A 19,694-nucleotide genomic window follows, 5' to 3' on the forward strand; every position below is an offset into this window, starting at 1 on the left:
GGCTCTGAAAAACAAAACGCCCGATGCGGTGCATCGGGCGTTTTGAGGCCTGTCGGCCTACCTGAACAGGTGTAAACCTATTTCAGGACTAGACAGGCACGCGCAAATTTTTCAAAAAGCCATGGAGGTGCTCGGCACAGAAGAACTGGCGAAGCGCTGGATGATCAAGCCTGCGCTTGGTCTTGGCAGCAACACTCCATGCACCCTACTTTGGCATCATGAAAGCTATGCTCAGGTATGGTCGTTCCTCTACCGTCTTGAGTACGACGTTTACACGTGAGCGTCTAATGCTGCTGAGCGGGCTAGGAGTTAGCCTGGCTCCGCGTGCGCATCTGCCTGGTAGTGATATTCCTGCGGCGAAAAGCGACCAGCCGGACCGAACAGCAAGTGGGTGACATACATTTCCAAGAATGCAATCGCCTCGGGTTGAGCGTACTGCGCATAAAAGTCGCGGTGCGCGAGTGGTAGTGTGCCGCGGCTCTGCAGGCAAAGCGTGACCATCTGTGCCAAAACGTAACCTCGAATATCGTATCGGGCGTCTACCTTTCTGAGCACTGTGTCGTAGCAGGAGTGTAAAACGAATCCCTCCGAAAGGGCACTCAGGGGGGCTTTTTGATCGCTCATGGGTTGCCTTCTGTAAAAGCTCTGAACCGCAGGGACACTGTCAAAATCACAGGTACGCGGCTTGAGGTACGTCTCGTGGGCTACAAGCGGATGAATAAAAACTGTAGAAAAAACTCCAAATTGAAGATTTTCTTTGCCAAGTGAAAAAATCATTCTGGATACGGTGATCGTAACAAAAAAACACGACCTCGACCTCATAAGCCTAGAGCTCTCAAGCGTGGCGCCCGACGCCGCACTAGGCTGTGCACTGTCGGTAGGTGCCCATGGCAAATTCACCTGTGCACACACCAGAGCAAATCATGCAGCTCCACAAGGACATTGCTTTTGCCCCCACCCATCTGTAGTACGTCTGGCACAGAAAGCTACCAGCTAGTTAGGTGGATTAGAATAACTGCCGATCGTGACAAACGGATCAGTATGGACACAGCCCCGTTCTGCTTCCAGCGGTCCCGCCCAAGTGACTATCGCAGCGAAGCTTTCCGCCAGCTTGCAATAGCGTGTACCAGCCGAAAGCTCCTTGGTATCCTGAGTCTCGAAATCGATGATAGATCGTCGACCAAGGCCCGAATCGTTCAGGCATGTCCCCCCCCGGTCGCACCGGAGCACAGTTCCCATAAAAATCCGTTGAGCGTCACGCGATCGTCGACCCTGGGAAGTCCCGGAAACCTATAAGTGATTAAGAGATCCGCGACTATTACCCATTCTGCATCGGAAATTTGTATCGCTTGGATACGGAAAATCCTTCGCCTGAAAGCAAACATTCTAAGGGAAATCTGGCAGACAGAGGCTTCAGCAGGGTTTAAAATGTTTCATACAGAGCCTAGCAACCAAACCGCAAGGAGCTGTTGAAAATACGCGCCCCAACAGTTTTTTCAAAACGAAGAAACAACTCATCAATTTTACTACCTTTCCTTCTTGAAAACTTCCCCAACAAACGATGCAAATAACAGTAGTCGTCTACTGTTGCACAGCTAAAGCGAATCATTGGTATAATCTCTTCAATTTCAGGATGCTTTACACCATGAATCAAACAGCGACGCCTAAAAACGGACAACTCCTGCGCGCGAATACCACCAAGGACATAAGCAGTAAGTATCTGACTAGCAAACCTGGCTTGTACATCGCTCAACTCCACTCCATAACGGATAGCATCTTGTAGGGTAATAATTTGACAAAATCTTCTAGCGGATTTTCTTCCATAAAAAGAATGTGCGACACCGGCATCATGATTATACGTTGGCGCCGACAGGAACAACTCGTACAAATTCCCAAACAACCTTAGATCTTTCGTGCTTAGCAAAACTTTCCAGCGCTGAATTTTATGTATTAATATCATGCGTAGCCTCTGAAGATCGGATCGCAACCATACATCCGAAACGATAGTAGGCTGAGCAGTTTGCGCAAAGGCGTCCCAACTTTTTTGAAAAGTAGGAATTGATAGCAGTCGTGTTAAGTCCACATTGTGGCAAGTGCACATAACAGCGTCTCTAGCGCACCATTGTTTTCGCCAGCCTGGCATTTGACCACTAGCCACATCTTCACGTACGCAATGCCGGCAAAAAAGGGTTCTCCCACTTGGACTGACAGGCGTTATACCCCTCAAATCAAAATAACATTTAATCAGATTCGCATCTAGAGATAGTGACATCGCAGCCGTCTTAAAATATGCCAACGCAAAATTAAAATCTAGATCCTCAGCGATAGCATTCACACCCACCCAAGATCTCTGAGGGTCAGCCAATAGTAAATCTGGTTTTTTCAGAATAATTCCACTTCCCATGAAGATCCGATAAAACCAGGAGGTGAGTGTTTCATCACTAAATGCTGCTGGCAACCCAGATGAAAATTTCATCAGTAGAGCCATTCATTTTCAGCGGCTGCTTTAAGACATTCAATATCTATATGTTCTTTTCCGCTTTTTAGCGCATAGCAACCCGCACTTCGTATAAGGTTAATTACCTGATCCATACGACCGTGAGTGCTTTGCAATATCGTCCTTACCATATCTTTCTCATAAAGCTTCGAAGGCTCTCTTAGTGGTAGGTTTTCTTCAACAGCTAGTAGAAACCCCCTAAATTCTTCAGTCTCACGCCAATCGCTAAGCATAATTTCAGTAAACCTCCTTTTGGTTTCAGGTTTTGCACCTAAAACGGTTGCCGCCCCAAAGACCCCAAAGCCGAATAGGCATTGACCAAATCTTTCACCCATCAGCGTCTTTAAGATGGATCCATTTATTCGCTGCTCATCTTTTTTAACTAGTAGCAGTTCATGTATCTCATCTATAACTATCCCCCAGATCTCCCTAAGCTTTAATGTGTCACTCAGTTCGTGCGAAATCCAGTTTCCTTGTTTAGTTTTAAATGAGCCTTGCGGCGGAATTCCCAAAGCGCGACACAACTCCGAATTAAACGTCTTTTTTATTTGCGGATACTCTGGATCAACTGCCATGTCAAGAAATAGCAGACGATCACTATGCTCAACCCTCTTCGGTATCTGCTTTACAATCGCAGACTTCCCAGTCCCTCCTATGCCTGAAATTATAAGAGCGGGTGCAGTAATACGCTTAGGCACACGAGAAATATTATTAATCATCTTGAATATCTTTTCGCCTGGCCCGTAGTCAACCCAAAAATCCCCATTCATAAGAACAATTCTCTCGCGCGCATCAAGGCTCAACACTTCTTCAGGCACCTTAGTCATAAGCCCTCCTCAGCATCGAATTTTTTTGGCGGCTTAGAGTAGTCTGGCAAATCCTTTGACGCGTTTGATTTACTTCTTGGGTAAAAGACTTTTTCGTACTCTTCCTTAGCTGCTGCTTGCCGCCTGGCTTTTTTCGTCTCTCTTAGGCTTTTGACTTCGACTGCCTCTGCCTCCCTATGAGCAACGGGGCCCTCTTGGGTTGTGAAGCTTCCAGGAGTTTGACGCCCACTATAGAATGCCGCAGCTCGGTACTCTTCATAAGAATAGTCAGGGCTACTCATATCTGCGAAGGGGATAGGCACAAATCCGCTAGGAAATTTCACCCATATCTGCTTCAGCGACATAGGATCATATTTGATAGTAACCTTACCTATGCCTACCAAGGGTGAAAGAACATTATCCCAATAATACATATGTTTGAACTCTATACCCTTAGTTTGCACATGCCTTTCCTCAGATGGCATGAAATGCAATCTGAACTGCTGAGGATCAGTTGTAAACGGAGGATAAGGAGTTACCCCGGTCGGATCGTAGTACTCCGCCCAAGCTTGGGCCGGTGATTTACCGAGCTCAGCATGAACAGTATCGTGATACTCGCATACCTTCAGGAAAAACCAGTGACAGAATTCAGAGAATGTCATTGTCGGCACTCCTGACGTGTGTAGATTTTTACGAGCGACTGCATTGGACATAGTTCTCCCCGAAAGCAGATGCAAATCTCCCATGAACGTACCAATGATTCGTTCTACATGGCCGCCAAAGTGCTTTCTCCCGGGAGGTCGATGCTTATACTGAATTTGAGCCTTGTCCAGCTCCAAGAGAAAGCCAGCCCTTTTAAATTCTTTCGCATTGTCCATGCCAAGCAGTTGTGGAACGCCGAAAAACGGATAACTAAACTTATCAACCCCCATCCTTTCTAAAAAATTCCACTTAGGCAACACCGCGTGCGTGAGTGCAGATGCGACTGATATTGTATTAGGGACATGCAAACTCAGATAATACCCAAGGAGAACCCTTGTATATTTATCCATAACGAAGGTCGCCCACGGCCTTCCGATCGGATGGATTCGATCATTGGCCAGCAATACACAGTCACCCAAAGTATGGTCCATTTGCACCAACTCTAATGGGTAGGTTACAGGCTTTACTCCAGGCTTAGCCTTATGCTTCTGGGCTGCAACCTCTTTACCTTTCCTCAGGGATGTCACTTGATAGGGAGTTAAAGACGACATAATTCTCTGTGTAACCGTAGGCTTAGAAGGAGGTTTGAGGCCTCTTTCGAGGCATATTACTTCAACTTCTTTCCATACAGCTGAAAACGGGATAGCTTCCTTGTCCTTAAACTTTTTTATTGCAACGCCAACAACCTCTTCGATTTCTTGACTTAGTCGCAGTTCGCCACTCTTAACGCCTCTACTCGCCCTTGCAACCGAGACAGGACCCTTGGCTTGGTCAAAATCCCTGAGAATCTTGTAGATGTGATTTATGCTAACACCAATATCTATCGCTGCTTGTTTCTTTGAAATCTCTCCTCTACCAATCTTGACCAAAATATCAAACCTTCGCTTAGCCTCAACATATTCTTCGTCAGACACTAGAGAAATACCGGCTACTAAGTCATATAGTACAGGATCATTATCAAGTAAAAACTCTATCTCGCTGAGCTCTAACGTAATGCTTTCACCAGTCGAAGAAACACGTGCAGTCACATGATTCTGGTCGATGAACGAAGTAATAATCGCACCCTTTCCGCGTGCGATTACTTGCAGCCCTTTCTTTAGCTCTATATCCACGACAGCTCCCCAACTGCTTAACGCTCACTATATACACCATTTTTAAATTTAATTGGGCGAGCGAGGGCAGCACAAAAGCCCCAGTAACAGTAAGGTGCTGAGCAATAAGGATTTTATTTTCAATTCCTTGCGAAAAAAACGTGTATCCGTTACACGAAGAGTCAAAACCAACTGAGATTTAGATAAACTTAAAAAGGATAAAATCCTTCTTTAACGATGATTTTTATCCTTTTTAGATTGAAATCACGTCTAATCCATTGATTATATTGAGCTTCATTATTTATCATTTTTCACTAACAGCCACACGCCGACCGTGAGCTTCGAATGTTCCACCGAGCCCAGCTACGCGATGACCAGCGATCTCTACCACTCGAGCATGCAAACTTCGATCAGCGAGGCTGTTTCCATGGAGGTTGTGCCAGTAGGCTCGCCTGCCACTGTCGTGGTTTCCATGGATGAACCAGACCTCTGTCAGCAAATCAACCAAAACAAAAATTAGTCTCCAGAGCCAGGAATATGAATTCTAATTAGCCTCGACAGGTGACGAATCCAAAAAACGATGCACGCACCCCACATAACATATAAAGAGGAGGAAACTATGAACAAATGCTCGCAACTGGACGGAATGCTTTGATCAGCCTCAACACCTCTTATGCAGCCTATGTATTCTGCATTTGCGTAAGACCCCCCAATCAGAAATGTTGATGTAATCAAGCATATTTGAACAAAATTCTCTCCATCTACGCGCTCCTCAACATTGCTCCGCGCCCACGTATAAAGTAAAAAAACCATTATCTGAAGCACGCACGCTATATAGCTTACAAAAAATTGCACATCATACCCATCGACTTCCCTGGCTGTGTATACGAGCGCAAGCATTGCCACCGACACGCTAAAGCTACGAGCAAATCTGATCTGTTCACGACTCTCAAGTTCAGAAAATTCAGCCCTATCCCTGAGAGACAGCTTGAGTGCTATCCCCAAAACCACTATCAACGGGATGTAAACCATCCACCACCCGAGTTGACTTAGCTTATAACATGCAAAAATTATAGATGTTGTACCAAATGCGATGACGGCATAGAACGGCGACTTAGATGGGCTGAAATATTGGAATATAGTACTGACTATAGATACGACAGCTGACATAAAACCTCCGACTAGGCTACGCCGCCTGAGATTACGCTCAAAGAAAGCCATATTAACTATAGAAAAACCATCGAATCGCGACATTATTTGTATATACCTTTTCGCTATCACTCGCCAACATCAATATATTCGAAAAGCACAAGATCAGTAACAGCTCACAACTTATGTCGATCGAGACAAGCCCTTCACTGCCCGTCACGCCCGGGCTCAAAGGTCAAATAACTAAATGCGCCCTGCGTTGTAATCTTTAAGTTAGTCAGTAGCACCAATTACGGTACGCCGCGCTCCTGCATAGGTCATCGTGGGCTCGCATTGAAAGCGCAATGATGCCCTACCCTATCGCACCGCCTAGGCTCTTTCTGAAATCCCAAGAAACTGAAAAATGGCTACTTGCCGATAAGGGCTACGACGCCGAAGCGCTACGCCGCTACTGCGACCAATATCGAATGCAACCCGTCATCCCGTCACTTTGAAGCGATTCTGGCTCCAAAGCGGTCGTCAAGCCGATAATCTGGTCGCCCGAATCGGCACAAAGAAGTTTGACTCAAGTCAAATCAGTGCTCAGCTGGCTGTCTACACTGAAAAAGTCTAGGCACACCAGGCCCCCTGGAGCACGCCATGCAGTCGTTCCGTCATCATCACCGCGTTCTTTTTCGGCTCACCATTGTGATCTGGGTGTTGGCAATGATCGTGACGGCATTGCACGGCTGCTTGGTGCAGTCTGCGCATAACCCGGCTGCAGTCCACGAGCCGCACGCCACACTGCATCAGCCGGATGACCACACCTTACATGCCACTGGCTGCCTGAAGTATTGTTCCGATGCTGCTACGGCGATTAGCCCCGCCTCTCAGACTTCTCCTGCCGGCTTGACGGCCTTGGCGTTTTTCTTGCTGTTGCCTGGAATACTCCTGCTTGACCTCACTCGAAAAATCACGTTCGCCACAATTGCCTTTAGAAGCCCCCCGCCGCTATTCCCCCCAGCCCGATTGATATTCGTTCGATTCAACGATTAACCCCAACCTCAGGGCAGTCACCCGCTGGCCGGTGTGCTTCCTTGCATCGATCCGGCGTGCGCTTGTAAAACCTACTTGTATCTGTATACGCGGAGCTCACCATGCAAACTCAATCGAAATTGATTCTTGCTGTTGTTTTTGCCAGCAGTGCACTCATGGCTAATGCCGAAGAAAAACATCACTCTGGCGACGCCCCTGCTGGCGCAACAGCCGCCAGTACGCAGTCCGAGTCGGCGATGAATAAAGCGATGAGCGAACAAATGCACAAAATGCAGATTGCTCATGACAAAGCCGCTGCAGCGAAGACCCCTGCCGAGCGACAAACAGCTCTGCAGGAGGGTATGAAGACGATGAAGGAGAGCATGGCCATGATGAGCAAGCAACATGCTGCTGGCTGCATGGGTTCAGGCATGGAAATGCCTGGATACAAGAGCGGTATGGGAATGGGCGGCGCAATGATGGACATGATGATGAAGATGATGGATATGCAATCTTCAATGATGGATATGCCCTTGAAGCATAAATAACCACTGGCCAATCGTGTCAGCAGTGATTGCACCGCTGTCGATAAGCAGGGAATTAACTACAGCACTGTCAATGTAACGGCGATTTTTCCCATAGCTAAAATAGCGAAGGTTAAAATCGCCGTAGATTGAAATTAAGTCCAGACCGTGCTGCAGGCACGCAGCCCTACACCACCAGGATATTGCAAGGCACCTGGTACAACACATGCTCGGTAGTACTGCCGAACAGACGGTCGAGCCCCCGTGCAATGGGCCGGCCCATGACCAGCACGTCCACCGGCTGTGACTCGACGTATTCGCTGAGCACCGCGACCGGGCGGCCCAGCACGAAGTGGCAGCGTTCCGGTGGCGCGCCGAAGCGTTCGGCCAGTTTCCTGAAATCATCCTCCAGCGCTTGGCGCAAAGGCCCGGCAATGTCACCGATGGCCCAGGCGGCATAGCCCATGTCGCCCATGTAGGCCATCGACAGATCGCAGGCGTGCAGCAAGTCCAGTTGCGCCCCTGTCTGCAACGCCAAGGCACAGGCCTGCTGGACGATGCTGTCATTTCGGGCTTGCCCCTCTGCCGAGGTATCGGCCACGTCCACCGCCGCCACGACCTGGCGCGGCGACGCCGGCCGGCTGGCACCGAGCAGGTAGACCGGGACCGGGCAGTGGCGCAGCAGTTGCCAGTCAAGCGGCGTGAAGAAGGCGCGCTTGAGCGCGGGCTCATGCTCGACCTGCTTGAGCAGCAGGTCCGGTTGCATCTCCATGACGTGCTCCAGGATGTCATCCTGCAGGTCATTGCTCCAGGCCACCTCGGTCGTCACCTGCACGCCAGTGGCGCGCAGCGCGTTCACCTGGGTTTCCAGCTGTTGCTGCTGAGCGTACCGGTAAGCCTCCTGCTCCGTTTGATGCTTGCCGGACTCCAGCAGCCAGAGTTTGTCCAATGATTCGAGCAAGGCGACGATGTGCAAGCTGGCCGATGCGCATCTGGCCAGTGCAACGGCCTGCTCCAGGGCGGCCGCCTGATGCAGCATCGGGCGCATGATCAGCAACAGGCGTTGATAGTGGCTCATGATTGCCTCCAACGGTGGGCCGACCTGATCACTCAGGCATCGGGGGTTGCATCAGGGGTTCGGTCTTTTCCGGGCGATTGACGGGTGCTGCCAGCATCCGGCTCACACCCCCTTGGCGCTTGACTTTTATCAAGCATGCGAACGCCTGTTCGCCGAGTTTGACCTCTATCAATCGCGCTGAGGGGCACAAGGGTAGAAACAAGGACTCAGGGTATTTCAGCCCTTCCCTCAATCTGCTGCCGGAGCCGAGATGCTCACAGTCACGCTGATCAACATGCTGGTGGTGATCCTGGTGGTGATCATTCATTACGAATGCCTGCTGCGCCTGAATGACTGGCTCCCTCGGCTCAAGCTCTGGAGCCGCTTTCGCATCGTGGCAGGCGTATTCGGCGCACTGCTGGCCCACGCCGTGGAGGTGTGGTGCTTTGCCCTGGCCTACTACCTGATGGCCCATGCCCCCGGCTGGGGCACGCTCAGCGGCAATTTCGACGGGAGCTTCCTGGACTGCGTGTATTTCTCCTTCACCACCTATACCACGATAGGTTTCGGCGACATCGCGCCCACCGGCCATCTCAAGTACCTCACTGGCCTGCAGGCCTTGACGGGCCTGGTGCTTATCACCTGGACCGCGTCTTTCCTGTTTCTGGAAATGCAGAAGTACTGGAAGGCCAAGTAAGGCTGGGTCAGCACGTGGGGGAGTCTTCGGTACCGGGGAAATCACTCATGCCAGCCTCCTTTCGTCATCGCGCACGGGGCGCTCAAAGATCCTCGCCGCGAAGATCTTCTTCCCGCCGGCTCTGTTGACGGATCAGCAGTGACAGTTCGTGCAGGTGGTCCGACAGCAGGCCCACCAGATCGTCCGCCGTGGCAATTCCGACCAGCAGGCCGAAATCATCGACGACCGGAATGCGGCGGATATTGGCGCGCCGCATATTGAGGATGACATCGAACAGGTCCTCGTTCTGGTTCGCGGTGATCAGAGGCCGGGGCAGCACATCGACCGCTTGCAGGTCCTCTTGATCCGGGGGGTTGCGCGCAATGATCCGCAACGCCAGGTCGCGATCGGTGATCAGGCCGATGGGCCGACAACGCTCGTGGTCGACATGCTCGGCCAGCACCAGATCGCCGACATGGTACTGATTCATCATGCGCGCCGCGGCATAGACGGAGATACCGGGGGGTGCGGTGACCACGTCACGGTTGCAGTATTTGCCAATGGACATCATGTTGTACCTCCACAGGTGGAGCCTCCTTGCTCCTCGATGCAGTGAGGATGGGTGATCATTTACCGTTCTTGATAGGAATCACCTTTTCCGGGTGGATGGCTTCGGCGCGTTTGGGCAGGTGCACCAGCAGCACGCCCTTGTTGAACTGGGCGTTGATCTTCTCGGCGTCGACTTCGCGGGGCAGCTGGAAAACCCGTTCGAAGCTGCCGTAATGACGCTCGGACAGGTGATATTCCTTGCGTTTTTCGTCCACCTCTTCCTGTTTCTCGCCGCGGATCACCAGGTTGCCATTGACGAGCTTGATCTCGATGTCCTTGTCATCCACGCCGGGCAACTCGGCGCTGATGCGGTACTCCTCGGCCAGCTCGCTGATGTCCATGGCTGGCATGCCGTGGGTGAACAGGTCACGCCGCCAGAAAGGTTCGACATCGAACGGCGTGTGGCTGAACGGCATGCGCAACGGCCGCCGTCCGAAATCCTCGAACAGGCTGTCGATCTGCCGGCGCAATTGCTGGAAGGGCCGCCACAGCTCCGAAGGTTCGGCGCTGGGCGGCGAAGTTTTGGCGGGCTGGCTGGCGACCGGGGTAACAGGCACTTTCTTGGCAACGTCTGACATGGCGACCTCCTCGATTGAGTAATGCCTCCCAGGGAGACGCCACGAGCATGTGCCTTGGGGTAGCCACCCGTTTGACCTTTGTCAACCGCGCGGCGCACTGTCGCCAGCCGGTTTGATCCTGGTCAAAATGCCGCATTGGCCACGGCCTAAGCTGACATCAGCAACACATGATTACAGTGCGAGGCAGCCATGGATCAGGATGGCGGTGCCAGTGTCCGCTTGCTGCAAACGTTGCCGGGCCCAGGCATCCAGCAGTTCGTGCGCCTGGCTCTTTGCCGCCAGCCGAGCAGCGAGCCAATGGCAGGCCAGTACTGCATGCTAGGCCGTGGTAGCGAGTGCTGGCCATGCAGCTACGTGACCCTGCCTGGCGTCGACGGGCAATTTATCGTCAGCCTTCAGAATGCACAGCCATTGGGTCGCAGGGGAGAACTGTTCGACTATTCCGGGCCGCTTGGCAGCGCCTGGCCGCTGCCTTTGCAAAGCACACGGTTGCTGGCCATCAGCCGCGCCGACGGCCTGCTGCACTTGCTGGGTGCGCTGGATGAGATTCGCTGCTGGCTGCCCTGGGTACACGTACAGCTGTTACATGACGGCATTGCCGCCGAACTGCTGCCAGGCGAGTGTCAAGCCTGGCTGGCGGCGCTGTCGCCAGTGCCGCGTGACAGCAGCAGTGCCGGTTGGCAAACCCAGCGCTTGCTGACCACCTTTGACCCGGACACGGTGTACTGTTGCGCACCGCCACAGGTGGCGCGCCAGGTAGCCCGGCTGTGCTGGCAAACAGGCGTGGCCCCGCAGCGCATCTGGATACGGACGGACCATGTGCCACGCCCGATCGGGGTGGGGCACGCACCCGAACACTGGCCGGTGCAACGCTATGACCGGCTGCTTGTCGCGCTCAAGTGGGCTCCTCCAGGTGGGTCAGGTTGACCAGGCCTTGCATGTCGGTGAGCCTGACCTCACGCCCGGCGCACTGCATGAAACCTGCATGGACGAAGCGGCTGAACAGTCGGCTGACCGTTTCCAGCGTGAGGTCCAGGTAGTTGGCGATATCACCACGGGACATGGGCAGGTTGAACATATCTGCCCGCAGCCCTCGCGACTGGTAACGCGCCGACATGCCCAGCAAAAAGACTGCCAGCCGCTGATCGGCACGCCCGTGGCAGCAGCGCAGGTGCTCGTCCTTGCCTTGGATCCCGAGGCTGAGCATGTGCAGCAGCTGGTAGCGCAGCCCCGGAATCTGGCCGGACAGGTCCACCAGCTGGTCCAGCCTGATGGAGCAGATCACCGAGAGTTCCAGGGCAACGGCATAGCTTCGATAGTGACTGGCACCAATAGCGTCCAGCCCGAGCATTTCCCCCGGCAGGAGGAAGCCGGTCACCCGCTCGGTGCCCTCGGTATCGAGCAGAAAATTCTTGATCGCCCCGGAGCGCAAGGCAAACACGTGCTCCATGGGTTCATTGGCTTTGAACAGGTACTCACACCGCTTCAACGGCCGGTTACGGCGGACAATTCGTTCCAGCTTGTCCACTTCGTCGGCACTGAGGGTGGCGGGCAGGCAAAGCCGGCTCAACGAGCACGCAAGGCATTTCACATGGGGCCTTGCCCCCATCTCTGCAGAGCCTGACATGTCTATGCCTCCGCTTTTTCACAGGCGGGCATCTATTCAAGTTAGCGGTTCCACTGAACGTTAGCGCCCCGTCCGACCAAGGGTCGGACGCTACCCGAAGTTTGACAGCTCATGAGTGAAGCAATTGACAACGGTCAAGTCAGCGCAAGGCCTGTTGCCGAAACTGAACTTCCTTGTTCATTCGACATAGAGGACATTGCCATGGCGCCCGCCGAGACTTCCCGTGTGCACACAACGCCTTCGTTTCCCAAACCTTCGGGTGAATACTGGATCGAAGCCCTTGAAAACGGCGTTCACGTGTTGATCAGGCCCTTGCAAGCGCAGGACCGAGAACGCGAAAAAGCCTTTATCGAACGGCTGTCGCCCGAATCGCGGCATTTCCGCTTCCTGTGCCAGTTCAGGGAGCCCGGTGAAGCCATGCTCGACCAGCTGATGAAGGTCGACCAGGATCGCCAGGCGGCCTACGTCGCCCTCGCCCACGTGGATGGCGAATTGCAGGAAGTGGGCATTTCCCGCTACGCCACCGCCAGCGGCAAGGACGAGTGCGAATGCGCCATTACCGTCATGGACAGCTGGCAGCACCATGGCTTGGGTCGCCTGCTGCTCAAGCACCTGATCGACCATGCCCGGGCCAAGGGCTTGCGGCAGATGTACTCGGTCGACGCGGCAGCCAATCAGGCGATGCGCGACTTGGCCAAGGCGGCGGGGTTCACCACCGCCGCTGACCCGGATGACCCCAGCCAGGTCATCCACCGGCTCTCCCTGATCTGACCCTGGGCCGCCGCCCCCTGGCGGGTCAAGGCGCGGCGGCCCGACTACGGGAGTTTCCCCATGAACGGCCCTTCGAAGAAATTGATGGAAAAACTCTACGGCAAGCAGTATCAGGTCGACACTGCCGATATTGCCCCGGTGCTTCATCAGTACGCCGAACCTTTGCCGGACCTGGATACGCCGGCATTCGCAGCCCTGTTCGACCGCTACGCTGACGCGCGCGTCATCCTGCTAGGCGAAGCAAGCCACGGCAGCAGCGAGTTCTATCGCGCCCGAGCGGCGATCACCCGGCGCCTGATCGAACAGCATGGCTTCAACATCGTCGCCGTCGAGGCCGACTGGCCGGATGCCGGGCATGTCGATCAGTACGTCCGCGGCTTGGCGCACTCGGCCTGGAAACGCCATATCTTCAGCCGTTTTCCGACCTGGATGTGGCGCAATAGCGAAGTCAAAGCCTTCGCCCAATGGCTGCATGGGCACAACCGCCTGCTGCCCACCGACCACCGCGTGGAATTTCGCGGCCTGGATGTCTACAGCCTGCGCAACTCCATCCATGAAGTCCTGGCCTATCTGGACCGGGTCGATCCGCATCTGGCCCACGAAGCCCGCCGCCGCTACGGTTGCCTGACACCGTGGCAGGACGATCCCGCGTTGTACGGGCACTTTGTCGAGCGCGGTGGGGTCATGCCTTGCGAGCAACCGGTGATCCAGCAGTTGAATGTCATGCTCGCCGAGCAGCTGTCAGGGCTTATCCGCAATGATGAAGCTTTCTTCAACGCAACGCAGAACGCCCGAGTCATCATCGCTGCAGAACAGTATTACCGCGCCATCTACCGAGGTTCGACGGCTTCCTGGAACCTGCGCGACCGGCACATGTTCGATACCTTGCGCGCGCTGCTGGAACACCGTGGTCCCCACGCCAAGGCGGTGGTATGGGCGCACAACTCCCATATCGGCAATGCCGGCGCCACGGAAATGGGCTGGAAAGGCCAGTTCAACATCGGCCAGCTTTGCCGCAGCGCATTCGGGCATGACGCGGTGCTGATCGGCATGGCTACCGACCGCGGCCAGGTGGCCGCCGCCGATGACTGGGACGGCGACATGCAGATCAAGGAAATCCGACCTTCGCGCAGCGACAGCTGGGAGCACCAGTTCCGCCTCGCAGGCGTGCCCGCCTGCCTGAGCGACTGGCGCGATCCACAGCGCAAGGAGCTGCGCCATGTGTTATCCACGGCGCTACTCGAACGCGCCATCGGCGTCATCTATCGCCCCGAGAGCGAACGGCTGAGCCACTACTTCGAAGCGGTGCTGGCCGAGCAGTTCGATGCGCTGCTGTGGTTCGAGCAGACCCAGCCAGTGACTGCCCTGCCCTTGCCGAAACAACAGCATCTGGAGCCTGAGGACGAAACCTATCCATTTGGTGTATGAGCCTCAGTGAAGCCCCATCAGGCGTTTTGGCCGGCTCGCGCACGTCCGCCATGAATTCGACGCCTGCCAGCTTCATCGTCTGCGTGCGAACTTCGACCCTGTGCTCAGTCATGGGGGGCACTCCGGCAAAGCGCTTGCTGATCGGCCTGCCCCATGAGTGTCATGACTTCCTCGTCCGATGTCTGCGGGAAATCCTGATACCAATAGCCAACCGAAACCATCCGCTCAGGCACCAGCGGGCACACCAGCTCATCCACTTCACCGTACAGCGCTTCGAGCGTTTCTGGCGGTGCGACCGGGATGGCTACCACGATCCGCGCCGGTGACTGGGCCCGCACAGCCTGGATAGCCGCCCTCATCGTGGCGCCGGTCGCCAGGCCATCATCGATGAGAATCACCACCTGATCCTTGAGCTGCAGCGCTGGCCGCCCTCCCCGGTAGGCTCGCTCGCGCCGCGCCAGCTCCTCGGTTTCCCTGGCGACCACGGCGTCGAACAACGCCGGTTCTACCGGATAGGCCCGCAGCATGTCGTCATTGAGGAAAGTGACTGCGCCGCTGGCTATCGCACCCATGGCGAACTCGGGGTGAAACGGCATGCCGAGCTTGCGCACCACCAGCAGGTCCAGGCGGACGTTGAGGGCAGTCGCCACTTCGTAGGCCACCGGAACGCCACCACGCGGCAGTGCGAGCACGATCACATCGGGCCTGCCAGCATAGCGGGCCAGTGGCTCGACCAGGCATCGTCCAGCCTGGGTACGGTCGGCAAACAAGGTTGGCAAGGCAAGATCATGGGACATGGACACCTCCCGCGCCGCGATGGGCGCCTGTCATTGCAGCTTCCGATGAGACCTCTGATTGCCTCAAGGCGTGACTGCACGCCCCTCCTCGGGCAACAGGTCGAACTGCGCCGAGTGAGTGACCATGGCACACCTCTGCAGTTGGGAAGCGTGCCTCGATCATCTGCCACCGAAGTACCCGCGGCTTGATGTTTGTCAACTCACACACCTGTCTCCCTGGCCACCACATCCAGGTTCATGCCCTCACATTCTCATCGCGCAGGAGGAGGCATAGAAGACCTGACGCTGACCTTGGTCGATGGCACAGCATTGAAGTTATCCAGGCTGCACGTCAGCGCCATGCCTGACGAAAAGAGGCCCACCACTCGGTGAGCCCCTGGAGGGTTGGCGGCCGGCAGCTTGACCTGCCTGCAATGCGGGCTAGTTTCAATGGCAGCCGTGGCCAAGCCGATCAACTCTCCAGGACGCCTCCATGAGACCGAATGCTGCTCTGCCTGCACCCAGTTTCTGCTCGATCCTGCTTCTTGGCGCTGTCTGCAGCGGCAACGCCTGGGCCGGCGGTATCTTCATCTACGAGGCCGGCCAGGAAGGCAATGGCCTGGCCAATGCCGGCGCCGCCGCACTGGCCACCGACCCCAGCGTGCTGATGAGCAACCCTGCCGGGATCACCCAGCTTGCGGGCACCCAGATCAGCGCAAACGCCCAAGTGATTCTGGGTGACATCCGCTTTTCCCGGGGCAGCGCCAACCCGTTCGACGGCAACGAGGGCGGCAACGCACTGCAGTACCTGCCGGGCGCCAGCCTGTTCATCAGCCACCAGATCGACGATCGCGCGGCCGTCGGCTTCGGCATGTACGGCAACTTCGGCCTGGCGCTGAACTACGATGATGACTGGGCCGGGCGGTATTTCACCCAGGAAGCGGCGGTGATCGGCGTTTCCTTGCAACCTACCCTCGCCTACAAGTTCACCGACGACCTCTCGTTCGGTATCGGCCCGCGCATCATGTACGGCTACTACCGCACCGAAATGGCGATCAACAACAACCTGCTCGGCCTTGCCGACCGGCCCGATGGCCAGCTCGAGTACAAGGACACCGATGTCGGTGTCGGCGTCAACCTCGGCGTGCACTACCGCGTTTCGCCTGCCACCCAGGTGGGCCTGGCCTACACCAGCAAGGTCAAGCTGCAGTTCGAGGACAAACCGCACCTGCGCAACGTCAGCAATCCGCTGCTCAATACTGCGTTGCGGCGCCTGGATGTCGATTCACTGGCACTGGACATGAATGTGCCGCAAACGGTGCTGCTGAGCATCGCCCATGACCTCGACCCGCAATGGAAGCTGCTGGCCAGCCTTGGCTGGCAGGACTGGAGCGAGTTCGGCGATATCGCCGTGGAGGTCGACACCGATCCCGCCGGCAATGTCAGCCGTAGCGTCGACCGCAAGTACAAGGACACCTGGCATGCCTCGGTGGGTGCCCAGTACCAGGCCACACCGCGCCTGCGCTGGAGTGCCGGCGTGGGCTACGACAGCTCGGCCGTGGACGACAGTGACCGCACTGTCGATAATCCGATGGGCGATGCCTGGCGCCTGGCGGCCGGCGTCAACTACCAACTGCACGACGGGCTCGACGTGCACATGGCCTACACCCTGGTATGGCTGGGTGACATGGATGTCGATCAGACCAAGGCGCGCTCGGGCGATACCCTCTCCGGCACCTACCGCAACGCCGCCCTGCATATTCTGGGAGGCGGCGCAACCTGGCGGTTCTGATCAGCGCTGCGGGTTACCAAGGAACCAGCGGTAATACGGGTTGCCGCCATCAATGCGCGCCAGTGCCTGCGCCTCCTGCGCCCAGGCCTGCCGGTTACCGTTATAGGCATGCAAACTCAGGCTGTAGAACAGCTGCAGCGTACGCCACTGGTCATTCAGCGCCACGGTGAACCCCGGCTCGGCATTCAGCAGTCGAGGCGGCTGACGCAAGGCCAGCAAGGCTGGCAACACCCGGGTGATCTCCCGCGGCCGCACCCAGGCCGAATACTCGATGCGTGGCTGATCGTCGGTTACTGCGGGTGCTGCCCCGGCATAACGCGCCAGCCCATCGCGGTCAGTAACCCAGGTGGCAAGCAATGCCGCCGGTGAAGCGATGCCGACTTCGCCCAGCGCCGCCGCCACCGCCGGTTGCGCGAAACGTTGGCTGATACGTGCCACGTCCAGCTGTAGTGGTGCTGGCGAGCCAATCAGCAGCATCTCGTGGAACTCGGTGGTGAACAGCGCGGCATGGGGAAACACATCGATGAAACTGCGCACCAGCGAGCGGCTGTCTTCATCGTTCTGGGTCGGCAGTGGCAGCCATTGCGCGACCAGCCCATCGGCCTGCAGGCGGCTCGCGGCCAGCTGATAGAAATCCCTTGAATACAGGTTGACCACGCCAGCCGCCGACGGGGGGGGCGGCTCCAGGGTGATCAGGTCGTAGCGATCGGCGCTGCGCAGCAGTTCGCGGCGGCCATCGCGCAGGCGGATGTCCAGGCGCGGGTCGCTGACCGCGTTGTAGTTGCCCTTGAACAAGGGCGCCGCCTGCAGCACCTCGGGCAGCAGCTCGGCCACCACCGGGCGCTCCAGCCCCCCATAGCGCAGCATCGCGCCAGCGGTGATGCCGGTGCCGAAACCGATCACCAGGGCCGATCGCGGTTCACCTGTATGGATCAGCAGCGGCAACAGTGCCTGCAGGCGCATATAGCGCAGTGACGGCATGGCGTCACCGGTATTGGAAACACCCTGGATGTACAAGCGGTTGAACGCCTGCCCCTGGCGGTCCTGGCTGACCACGGCAACGGTACCGCCGCGGCCTTCACGGTAGTAGGCCAGCGTACCGTTGCGGGCCCCGGGCAGCAGATCGGCCAGGCGCTGGGGGGGCGTCAACGCCGCCGTCATGGCGCTGGCCACGGCCAGCCCGAGCACGGCAACCTGGGTGCGGCGCGCCACGCCCGGCCCTTGCCACACGGCCACCAGGCCAAGCGCGGCAGCGACCATGGCGAGCACGGCCAAGGTGCGCACCAGGCCGATACCCGGTACCAGCACGAAGCCGGTCAAGGCCACCCCGGCAATGCCTCCCAAGGTATTGAGGGCCACGATGGTGCCGACATCGCGGCCCACGTGCTCGCCATCGACGGCAAGCCTGACCGCCAGCGGGAATGCGGCCCCCAGCAACACGGTCGGCAGGAACACCATGCTCAGGGCCACCGTGGCGAAGCGCGCGCACATGCCCGCCAATTCGTTGCCGGTCAGTTGCATGGCCAGCCATTCCATCTGGGTCTGCGCCACGACCAGCCAACGCCCCAGGCCGGCCAGTTGCAGCAAGGCGAGCAGCCCGGCACAGGCGATCAGCACCGCGAACATTCCCCAGGGGTCCCGTAGCTTGTCGGCGTAACGGGCATGCACGGCACTGCCCACCACCAGGCCGCCCAGGTAGGTAGCCAGCACCAGGGCAAAGGCATAGGTCCGGGTGCTCATGAACTGCACGATCGATTGGCTCCACACCACCTCGTAGCCCAGCGCCACGCCACCGGCGATGCAGTACAGCGCGACGGCCAGGCGCGCGTGGCGCGTACGGGCGGGGCCAGTTTCCCGGTCCTTGTGCTGAGGCAAGGTGCGGTTGCCTTGCAGCTGCCAGGCCAGCGCCCCCGCCACCAGGTTCATCGCTGCGGCAGCCAGCGCACTGCCCGTCACGCCAAGGCGGGGCAACAGCACGAAGGCGCAGAGCAAGGTGCCGATGATGGCGCCCGCCGTGTTGGCAGCGTACAGCTGCCCGCCGGCCTTGGCGGTGGTGCCGTCGCCGGGTGCCAGAGCGCGCATCAGCACCGGCAAGGTGCCACCCATCAGCAGCGCTGGCAGCCCGACCAGGGCAAACGGCAGGCACCAGGCCAGCCAGCCCGAGCTGTCCTCCCAGCGGGCGAACAACGCCGCCGAATGCGCCAGCGCCAGGGTGGCGCAGATGCTCAGCCCCGCCACCGCAAGTTCCAATGCCGCGTACAGGCGCACCGGCCGCAGCAGCCGGTCGGCCCAGCGGCCAAACAGCAGCCCGCCGATCGCCAACCCGGCAAAGAAAGCACTGATGCCCGTGGTGACCGCGTGCACCTCCACGCCCACCACCAGTGACAATTGCTTGATCCACAGCACCTGGTAAACCAGCGCCGCAGCGCCCGACACCCCCAGCAAGGCGCACGCCATCCAGGTGTCCAGGCGCCCTCGCAAGGCCGCCTCCAGCGAAACCGTTTTGCCCGATGACCCCATACGTACACAGCCTCAGGACGCCAGCCGCGTCCGCCAAGAAAAGGTAGAGCAGGCGTGCGCCGGTCGCCCACGCCTGC

General features: G+C 57.0%; 17 protein-coding genes and 2 pseudogenes. 8 read left to right on the forward strand and 11 right to left on the reverse strand.

Going from position 1 to position 19,694, the window contains the following annotated elements; genetic code table 11:
• Window positions 1–309 precede the first annotated feature (309 nt).
• The 5 genes and pseudogenes from ACIPZ8_RS27155 to ACIPZ8_RS27175 all read right to left on the reverse strand — a co-directional run bounded on the left by ACIPZ8_RS27155 (window position 310) and on the right by ACIPZ8_RS27175 (window position 5,117).
• The gene (locus ACIPZ8_RS27155) at window positions 310–624 is read right to left on the reverse strand and encodes a hypothetical protein (RefSeq protein WP_400730024.1); all 315 of its coding nucleotides are present in this window, start codon (window positions 622–624) and stop codon (window positions 310–312) included.
• 508 nt (window positions 625–1,132) lie between these two features.
• Window positions 1,133–1,381: pseudogene (locus tag ACIPZ8_RS27160) on the reverse strand (transposase); the annotation flags it as partial.
• Window positions 1,382–1,444: 63 nt separating this feature from the next.
• Window positions 1,445–2,476 (reverse strand): hypothetical protein, encoded by a 1,032-nt coding sequence (locus tag ACIPZ8_RS27165; RefSeq protein ID WP_400730027.1) that lies wholly within the window; start codon window positions 2,474–2,476, stop codon window positions 1,445–1,447.
• On the reverse strand, window positions 2,476–3,324 hold the full coding sequence (locus ACIPZ8_RS27170; protein WP_400730030.1) for a TniB family NTP-binding protein: 849 nt from the start codon (window positions 3,322–3,324) through the stop codon (window positions 2,476–2,478). The genes ACIPZ8_RS27165 and ACIPZ8_RS27170 overlap by 1 nt, the downstream gene beginning before the upstream one ends.
• Complete coding sequence (locus ACIPZ8_RS27175) at window positions 3,321–5,117, reverse strand: Mu transposase C-terminal domain-containing protein (protein ID WP_400730033.1); 1,797 nt, start codon at window positions 5,115–5,117, stop codon at window positions 3,321–3,323. The genes ACIPZ8_RS27170 and ACIPZ8_RS27175 overlap by 4 nt, the downstream gene beginning before the upstream one ends.
• A gap of 1,529 nt (window positions 5,118–6,646) precedes the next feature.
• Between ACIPZ8_RS27175 and ACIPZ8_RS27180 the strand changes: the two are divergent.
• The 3 genes and pseudogenes from ACIPZ8_RS27180 to ACIPZ8_RS27190 form a co-directional block, all read left to right on the forward strand.
• A pseudogene (locus ACIPZ8_RS27180) lies at window positions 6,647–6,730 on the forward strand (IS5/IS1182 family transposase); the annotation flags it as partial.
• Window positions 6,731–6,884: 154 nt separating this feature from the next.
• The gene (locus ACIPZ8_RS27185) at window positions 6,885–7,280 is read left to right on the forward strand and encodes a hypothetical protein (RefSeq protein ID WP_400730035.1); all 396 of its coding nucleotides are present in this window, start codon (window positions 6,885–6,887) and stop codon (window positions 7,278–7,280) included.
• 101 nt (window positions 7,281–7,381) lie between these two features.
• The gene (locus tag ACIPZ8_RS27190; protein WP_400730038.1) at window positions 7,382–7,807 is read left to right on the forward strand and encodes a hypothetical protein; all 426 of its coding nucleotides are present in this window, start codon (window positions 7,382–7,384) and stop codon (window positions 7,805–7,807) included.
• Window positions 7,808–7,970: 163 nt separating this feature from the next.
• Here ACIPZ8_RS27190 and ACIPZ8_RS27195 read toward each other — a convergent pair whose 3' ends face one another.
• Window positions 7,971–8,861, reverse strand: coding sequence for a universal stress protein (locus ACIPZ8_RS27195; RefSeq protein WP_400730041.1), 891 nt, complete (start codon window positions 8,859–8,861; stop codon window positions 7,971–7,973).
• A 250-nt stretch (window positions 8,862–9,111) separates the two neighbouring features.
• Here ACIPZ8_RS27195 and ACIPZ8_RS27200 point away from each other — a divergent pair, with 250 nt between their 5' ends.
• Window positions 9,112–9,537 carry a potassium channel family protein gene (locus tag ACIPZ8_RS27200; protein WP_400730044.1) on the forward strand — a complete coding sequence of 142 codons (426 nt, stop codon included), beginning with the start codon at window positions 9,112–9,114 and terminating at the stop codon, window positions 9,535–9,537.
• Window positions 9,538–9,619: 82 nt separating this feature from the next.
• Here the strand turns inward: ACIPZ8_RS27200 and ACIPZ8_RS27205 are convergent, their stop codons facing one another.
• The gene (locus tag ACIPZ8_RS27205; RefSeq protein WP_400730047.1) at window positions 9,620–10,087 is read right to left on the reverse strand and encodes a CBS domain-containing protein; all 468 of its coding nucleotides are present in this window, start codon (window positions 10,085–10,087) and stop codon (window positions 9,620–9,622) included.
• 55 nt (window positions 10,088–10,142) lie between these two features.
• A complete protein-coding gene (locus ACIPZ8_RS27210; RefSeq protein WP_400730049.1) occupies window positions 10,143–10,703 on the reverse strand; it encodes an Hsp20/alpha crystallin family protein in 561 nt (186 codons plus the stop codon).
• A 189-nt stretch (window positions 10,704–10,892) separates the two neighbouring features.
• On the opposite strand from ACIPZ8_RS27210, the gene ACIPZ8_RS27215 reads away from it, so the two are divergent.
• Window positions 10,893–11,630: a hypothetical protein gene (locus ACIPZ8_RS27215; RefSeq protein ID WP_400730052.1), complete on the forward strand. Its 738-nt coding sequence runs from the start codon at window positions 10,893–10,895 to the stop codon at window positions 11,628–11,630.
• Here the strand turns inward: ACIPZ8_RS27215 and ACIPZ8_RS27220 are convergent.
• Window positions 11,599–12,330: a helix-turn-helix domain-containing protein gene (locus tag ACIPZ8_RS27220; RefSeq protein ID WP_400730054.1), complete on the reverse strand. Its 732-nt coding sequence runs from the start codon at window positions 12,328–12,330 to the stop codon at window positions 11,599–11,601. The genes ACIPZ8_RS27215 and ACIPZ8_RS27220 overlap by 32 nt on opposite strands.
• Window positions 12,331–12,531: 201 nt before the next feature.
• On the opposite strand from ACIPZ8_RS27220, the gene ACIPZ8_RS27225 reads away from it, so the two are divergent.
• Window positions 12,532–13,101, forward strand: coding sequence for a GNAT family N-acetyltransferase (locus ACIPZ8_RS27225; RefSeq protein WP_400730056.1), 570 nt, complete (start codon window positions 12,532–12,534; stop codon window positions 13,099–13,101).
• A 60-nt stretch (window positions 13,102–13,161) separates the two neighbouring features.
• Complete coding sequence (locus tag ACIPZ8_RS27230; protein WP_400730059.1) at window positions 13,162–14,529, forward strand: erythromycin esterase family protein; 1,368 nt, start codon at window positions 13,162–13,164, stop codon at window positions 14,527–14,529.
• A gap of 104 nt (window positions 14,530–14,633) precedes the next feature.
• Here ACIPZ8_RS27230 and ACIPZ8_RS27235 read toward each other — a convergent pair whose 3' ends face one another.
• Window positions 14,634–15,326 (reverse strand): phosphoribosyltransferase, encoded by a 693-nt coding sequence (locus ACIPZ8_RS27235; RefSeq protein ID WP_400730062.1) that lies wholly within the window; start codon window positions 15,324–15,326, stop codon window positions 14,634–14,636.
• A 472-nt stretch (window positions 15,327–15,798) separates the two neighbouring features.
• Between ACIPZ8_RS27235 and ACIPZ8_RS27240 the strand changes: the two genes are divergently transcribed.
• Complete coding sequence (locus ACIPZ8_RS27240; protein ID WP_400730065.1) at window positions 15,799–17,097, forward strand: OmpP1/FadL family transporter; 1,299 nt, start codon at window positions 15,799–15,801, stop codon at window positions 17,095–17,097.
• Here ACIPZ8_RS27240 and ACIPZ8_RS27245 read toward each other — a convergent pair whose 3' ends face one another.
• Window positions 17,098–19,554: a fused MFS/spermidine synthase gene (locus ACIPZ8_RS27245; RefSeq protein WP_400730127.1), complete on the reverse strand. Its 2,457-nt coding sequence runs from the start codon at window positions 19,552–19,554 to the stop codon at window positions 17,098–17,100.
• Window positions 19,555–19,694: the final 140 nt, after the last annotated feature.

The organism is Pseudomonas sp. NPDC089422 (assembly GCF_044749405.1).
GTDB lineage: Bacteria > Pseudomonadota > Gammaproteobacteria > Pseudomonadales > Pseudomonadaceae > Aquipseudomonas.

Excerpts from the sequence above, each read along its gene's own strand:
- ACIPZ8_RS27245 (WP_400730127.1), bottom strand. The coding sequence starts at position 19,554 with ATGGCGTGCGCCTTGCTGGGGGTGTCGGGCGCTGCGGCGCTGGTTTAC.
- ACIPZ8_RS27190 (WP_400730038.1), top strand. The coding sequence starts at position 7,382 with ATGCAAACTCAATCGAAATTGATTCTTGCTGTTGTTTTTGCCAGCAGT.
- ACIPZ8_RS27215 (WP_400730052.1), top strand. The coding sequence starts at position 10,893 with ATGGATCAGGATGGCGGTGCCAGTGTCCGCTTGCTGCAAACGTTGCCG.
- ACIPZ8_RS27240 (WP_400730065.1), top strand. The coding sequence starts at position 15,799 with ATGAGACCGAATGCTGCTCTGCCTGCACCCAGTTTCTGCTCGATCCTG.
- ACIPZ8_RS27230 (WP_400730059.1), top strand. The coding sequence starts at position 13,162 with ATGAACGGCCCTTCGAAGAAATTGATGGAAAAACTCTACGGCAAGCAG.
- ACIPZ8_RS27185 (WP_400730035.1), top strand. The coding sequence starts at position 6,885 with ATGCAGTCGTTCCGTCATCATCACCGCGTTCTTTTTCGGCTCACCATT.
- ACIPZ8_RS27220 (WP_400730054.1), bottom strand. The coding sequence starts at position 12,330 with ATGTCAGGCTCTGCAGAGATGGGGGCAAGGCCCCATGTGAAATGCCTT.
- ACIPZ8_RS27155 (WP_400730024.1), bottom strand. The coding sequence starts at position 624 with ATGAGCGATCAAAAAGCCCCCCTGAGTGCCCTTTCGGAGGGATTCGTT.
- ACIPZ8_RS27170 (WP_400730030.1), bottom strand. The coding sequence starts at position 3,324 with ATGACTAAGGTGCCTGAAGAAGTGTTGAGCCTTGATGCGCGCGAGAGA.
- ACIPZ8_RS27200 (WP_400730044.1), top strand. The coding sequence starts at position 9,112 with ATGCTCACAGTCACGCTGATCAACATGCTGGTGGTGATCCTGGTGGTG.
- ACIPZ8_RS27210 (WP_400730049.1), bottom strand. The coding sequence starts at position 10,703 with ATGTCAGACGTTGCCAAGAAAGTGCCTGTTACCCCGGTCGCCAGCCAG.
- ACIPZ8_RS27195 (WP_400730041.1), bottom strand. The coding sequence starts at position 8,861 with ATGAGCCACTATCAACGCCTGTTGCTGATCATGCGCCCGATGCTGCAT.
- ACIPZ8_RS27225 (WP_400730056.1), top strand. The coding sequence starts at position 12,532 with ATGGCGCCCGCCGAGACTTCCCGTGTGCACACAACGCCTTCGTTTCCC.
- ACIPZ8_RS27235 (WP_400730062.1), bottom strand. The coding sequence starts at position 15,326 with ATGTCCCATGATCTTGCCTTGCCAACCTTGTTTGCCGACCGTACCCAG.
- ACIPZ8_RS27205 (WP_400730047.1), bottom strand. The coding sequence starts at position 10,087 with ATGATGTCCATTGGCAAATACTGCAACCGTGACGTGGTCACCGCACCC.
- ACIPZ8_RS27165 (WP_400730027.1), bottom strand. The coding sequence starts at position 2,476 with ATGAAATTTTCATCTGGGTTGCCAGCAGCATTTAGTGATGAAACACTC.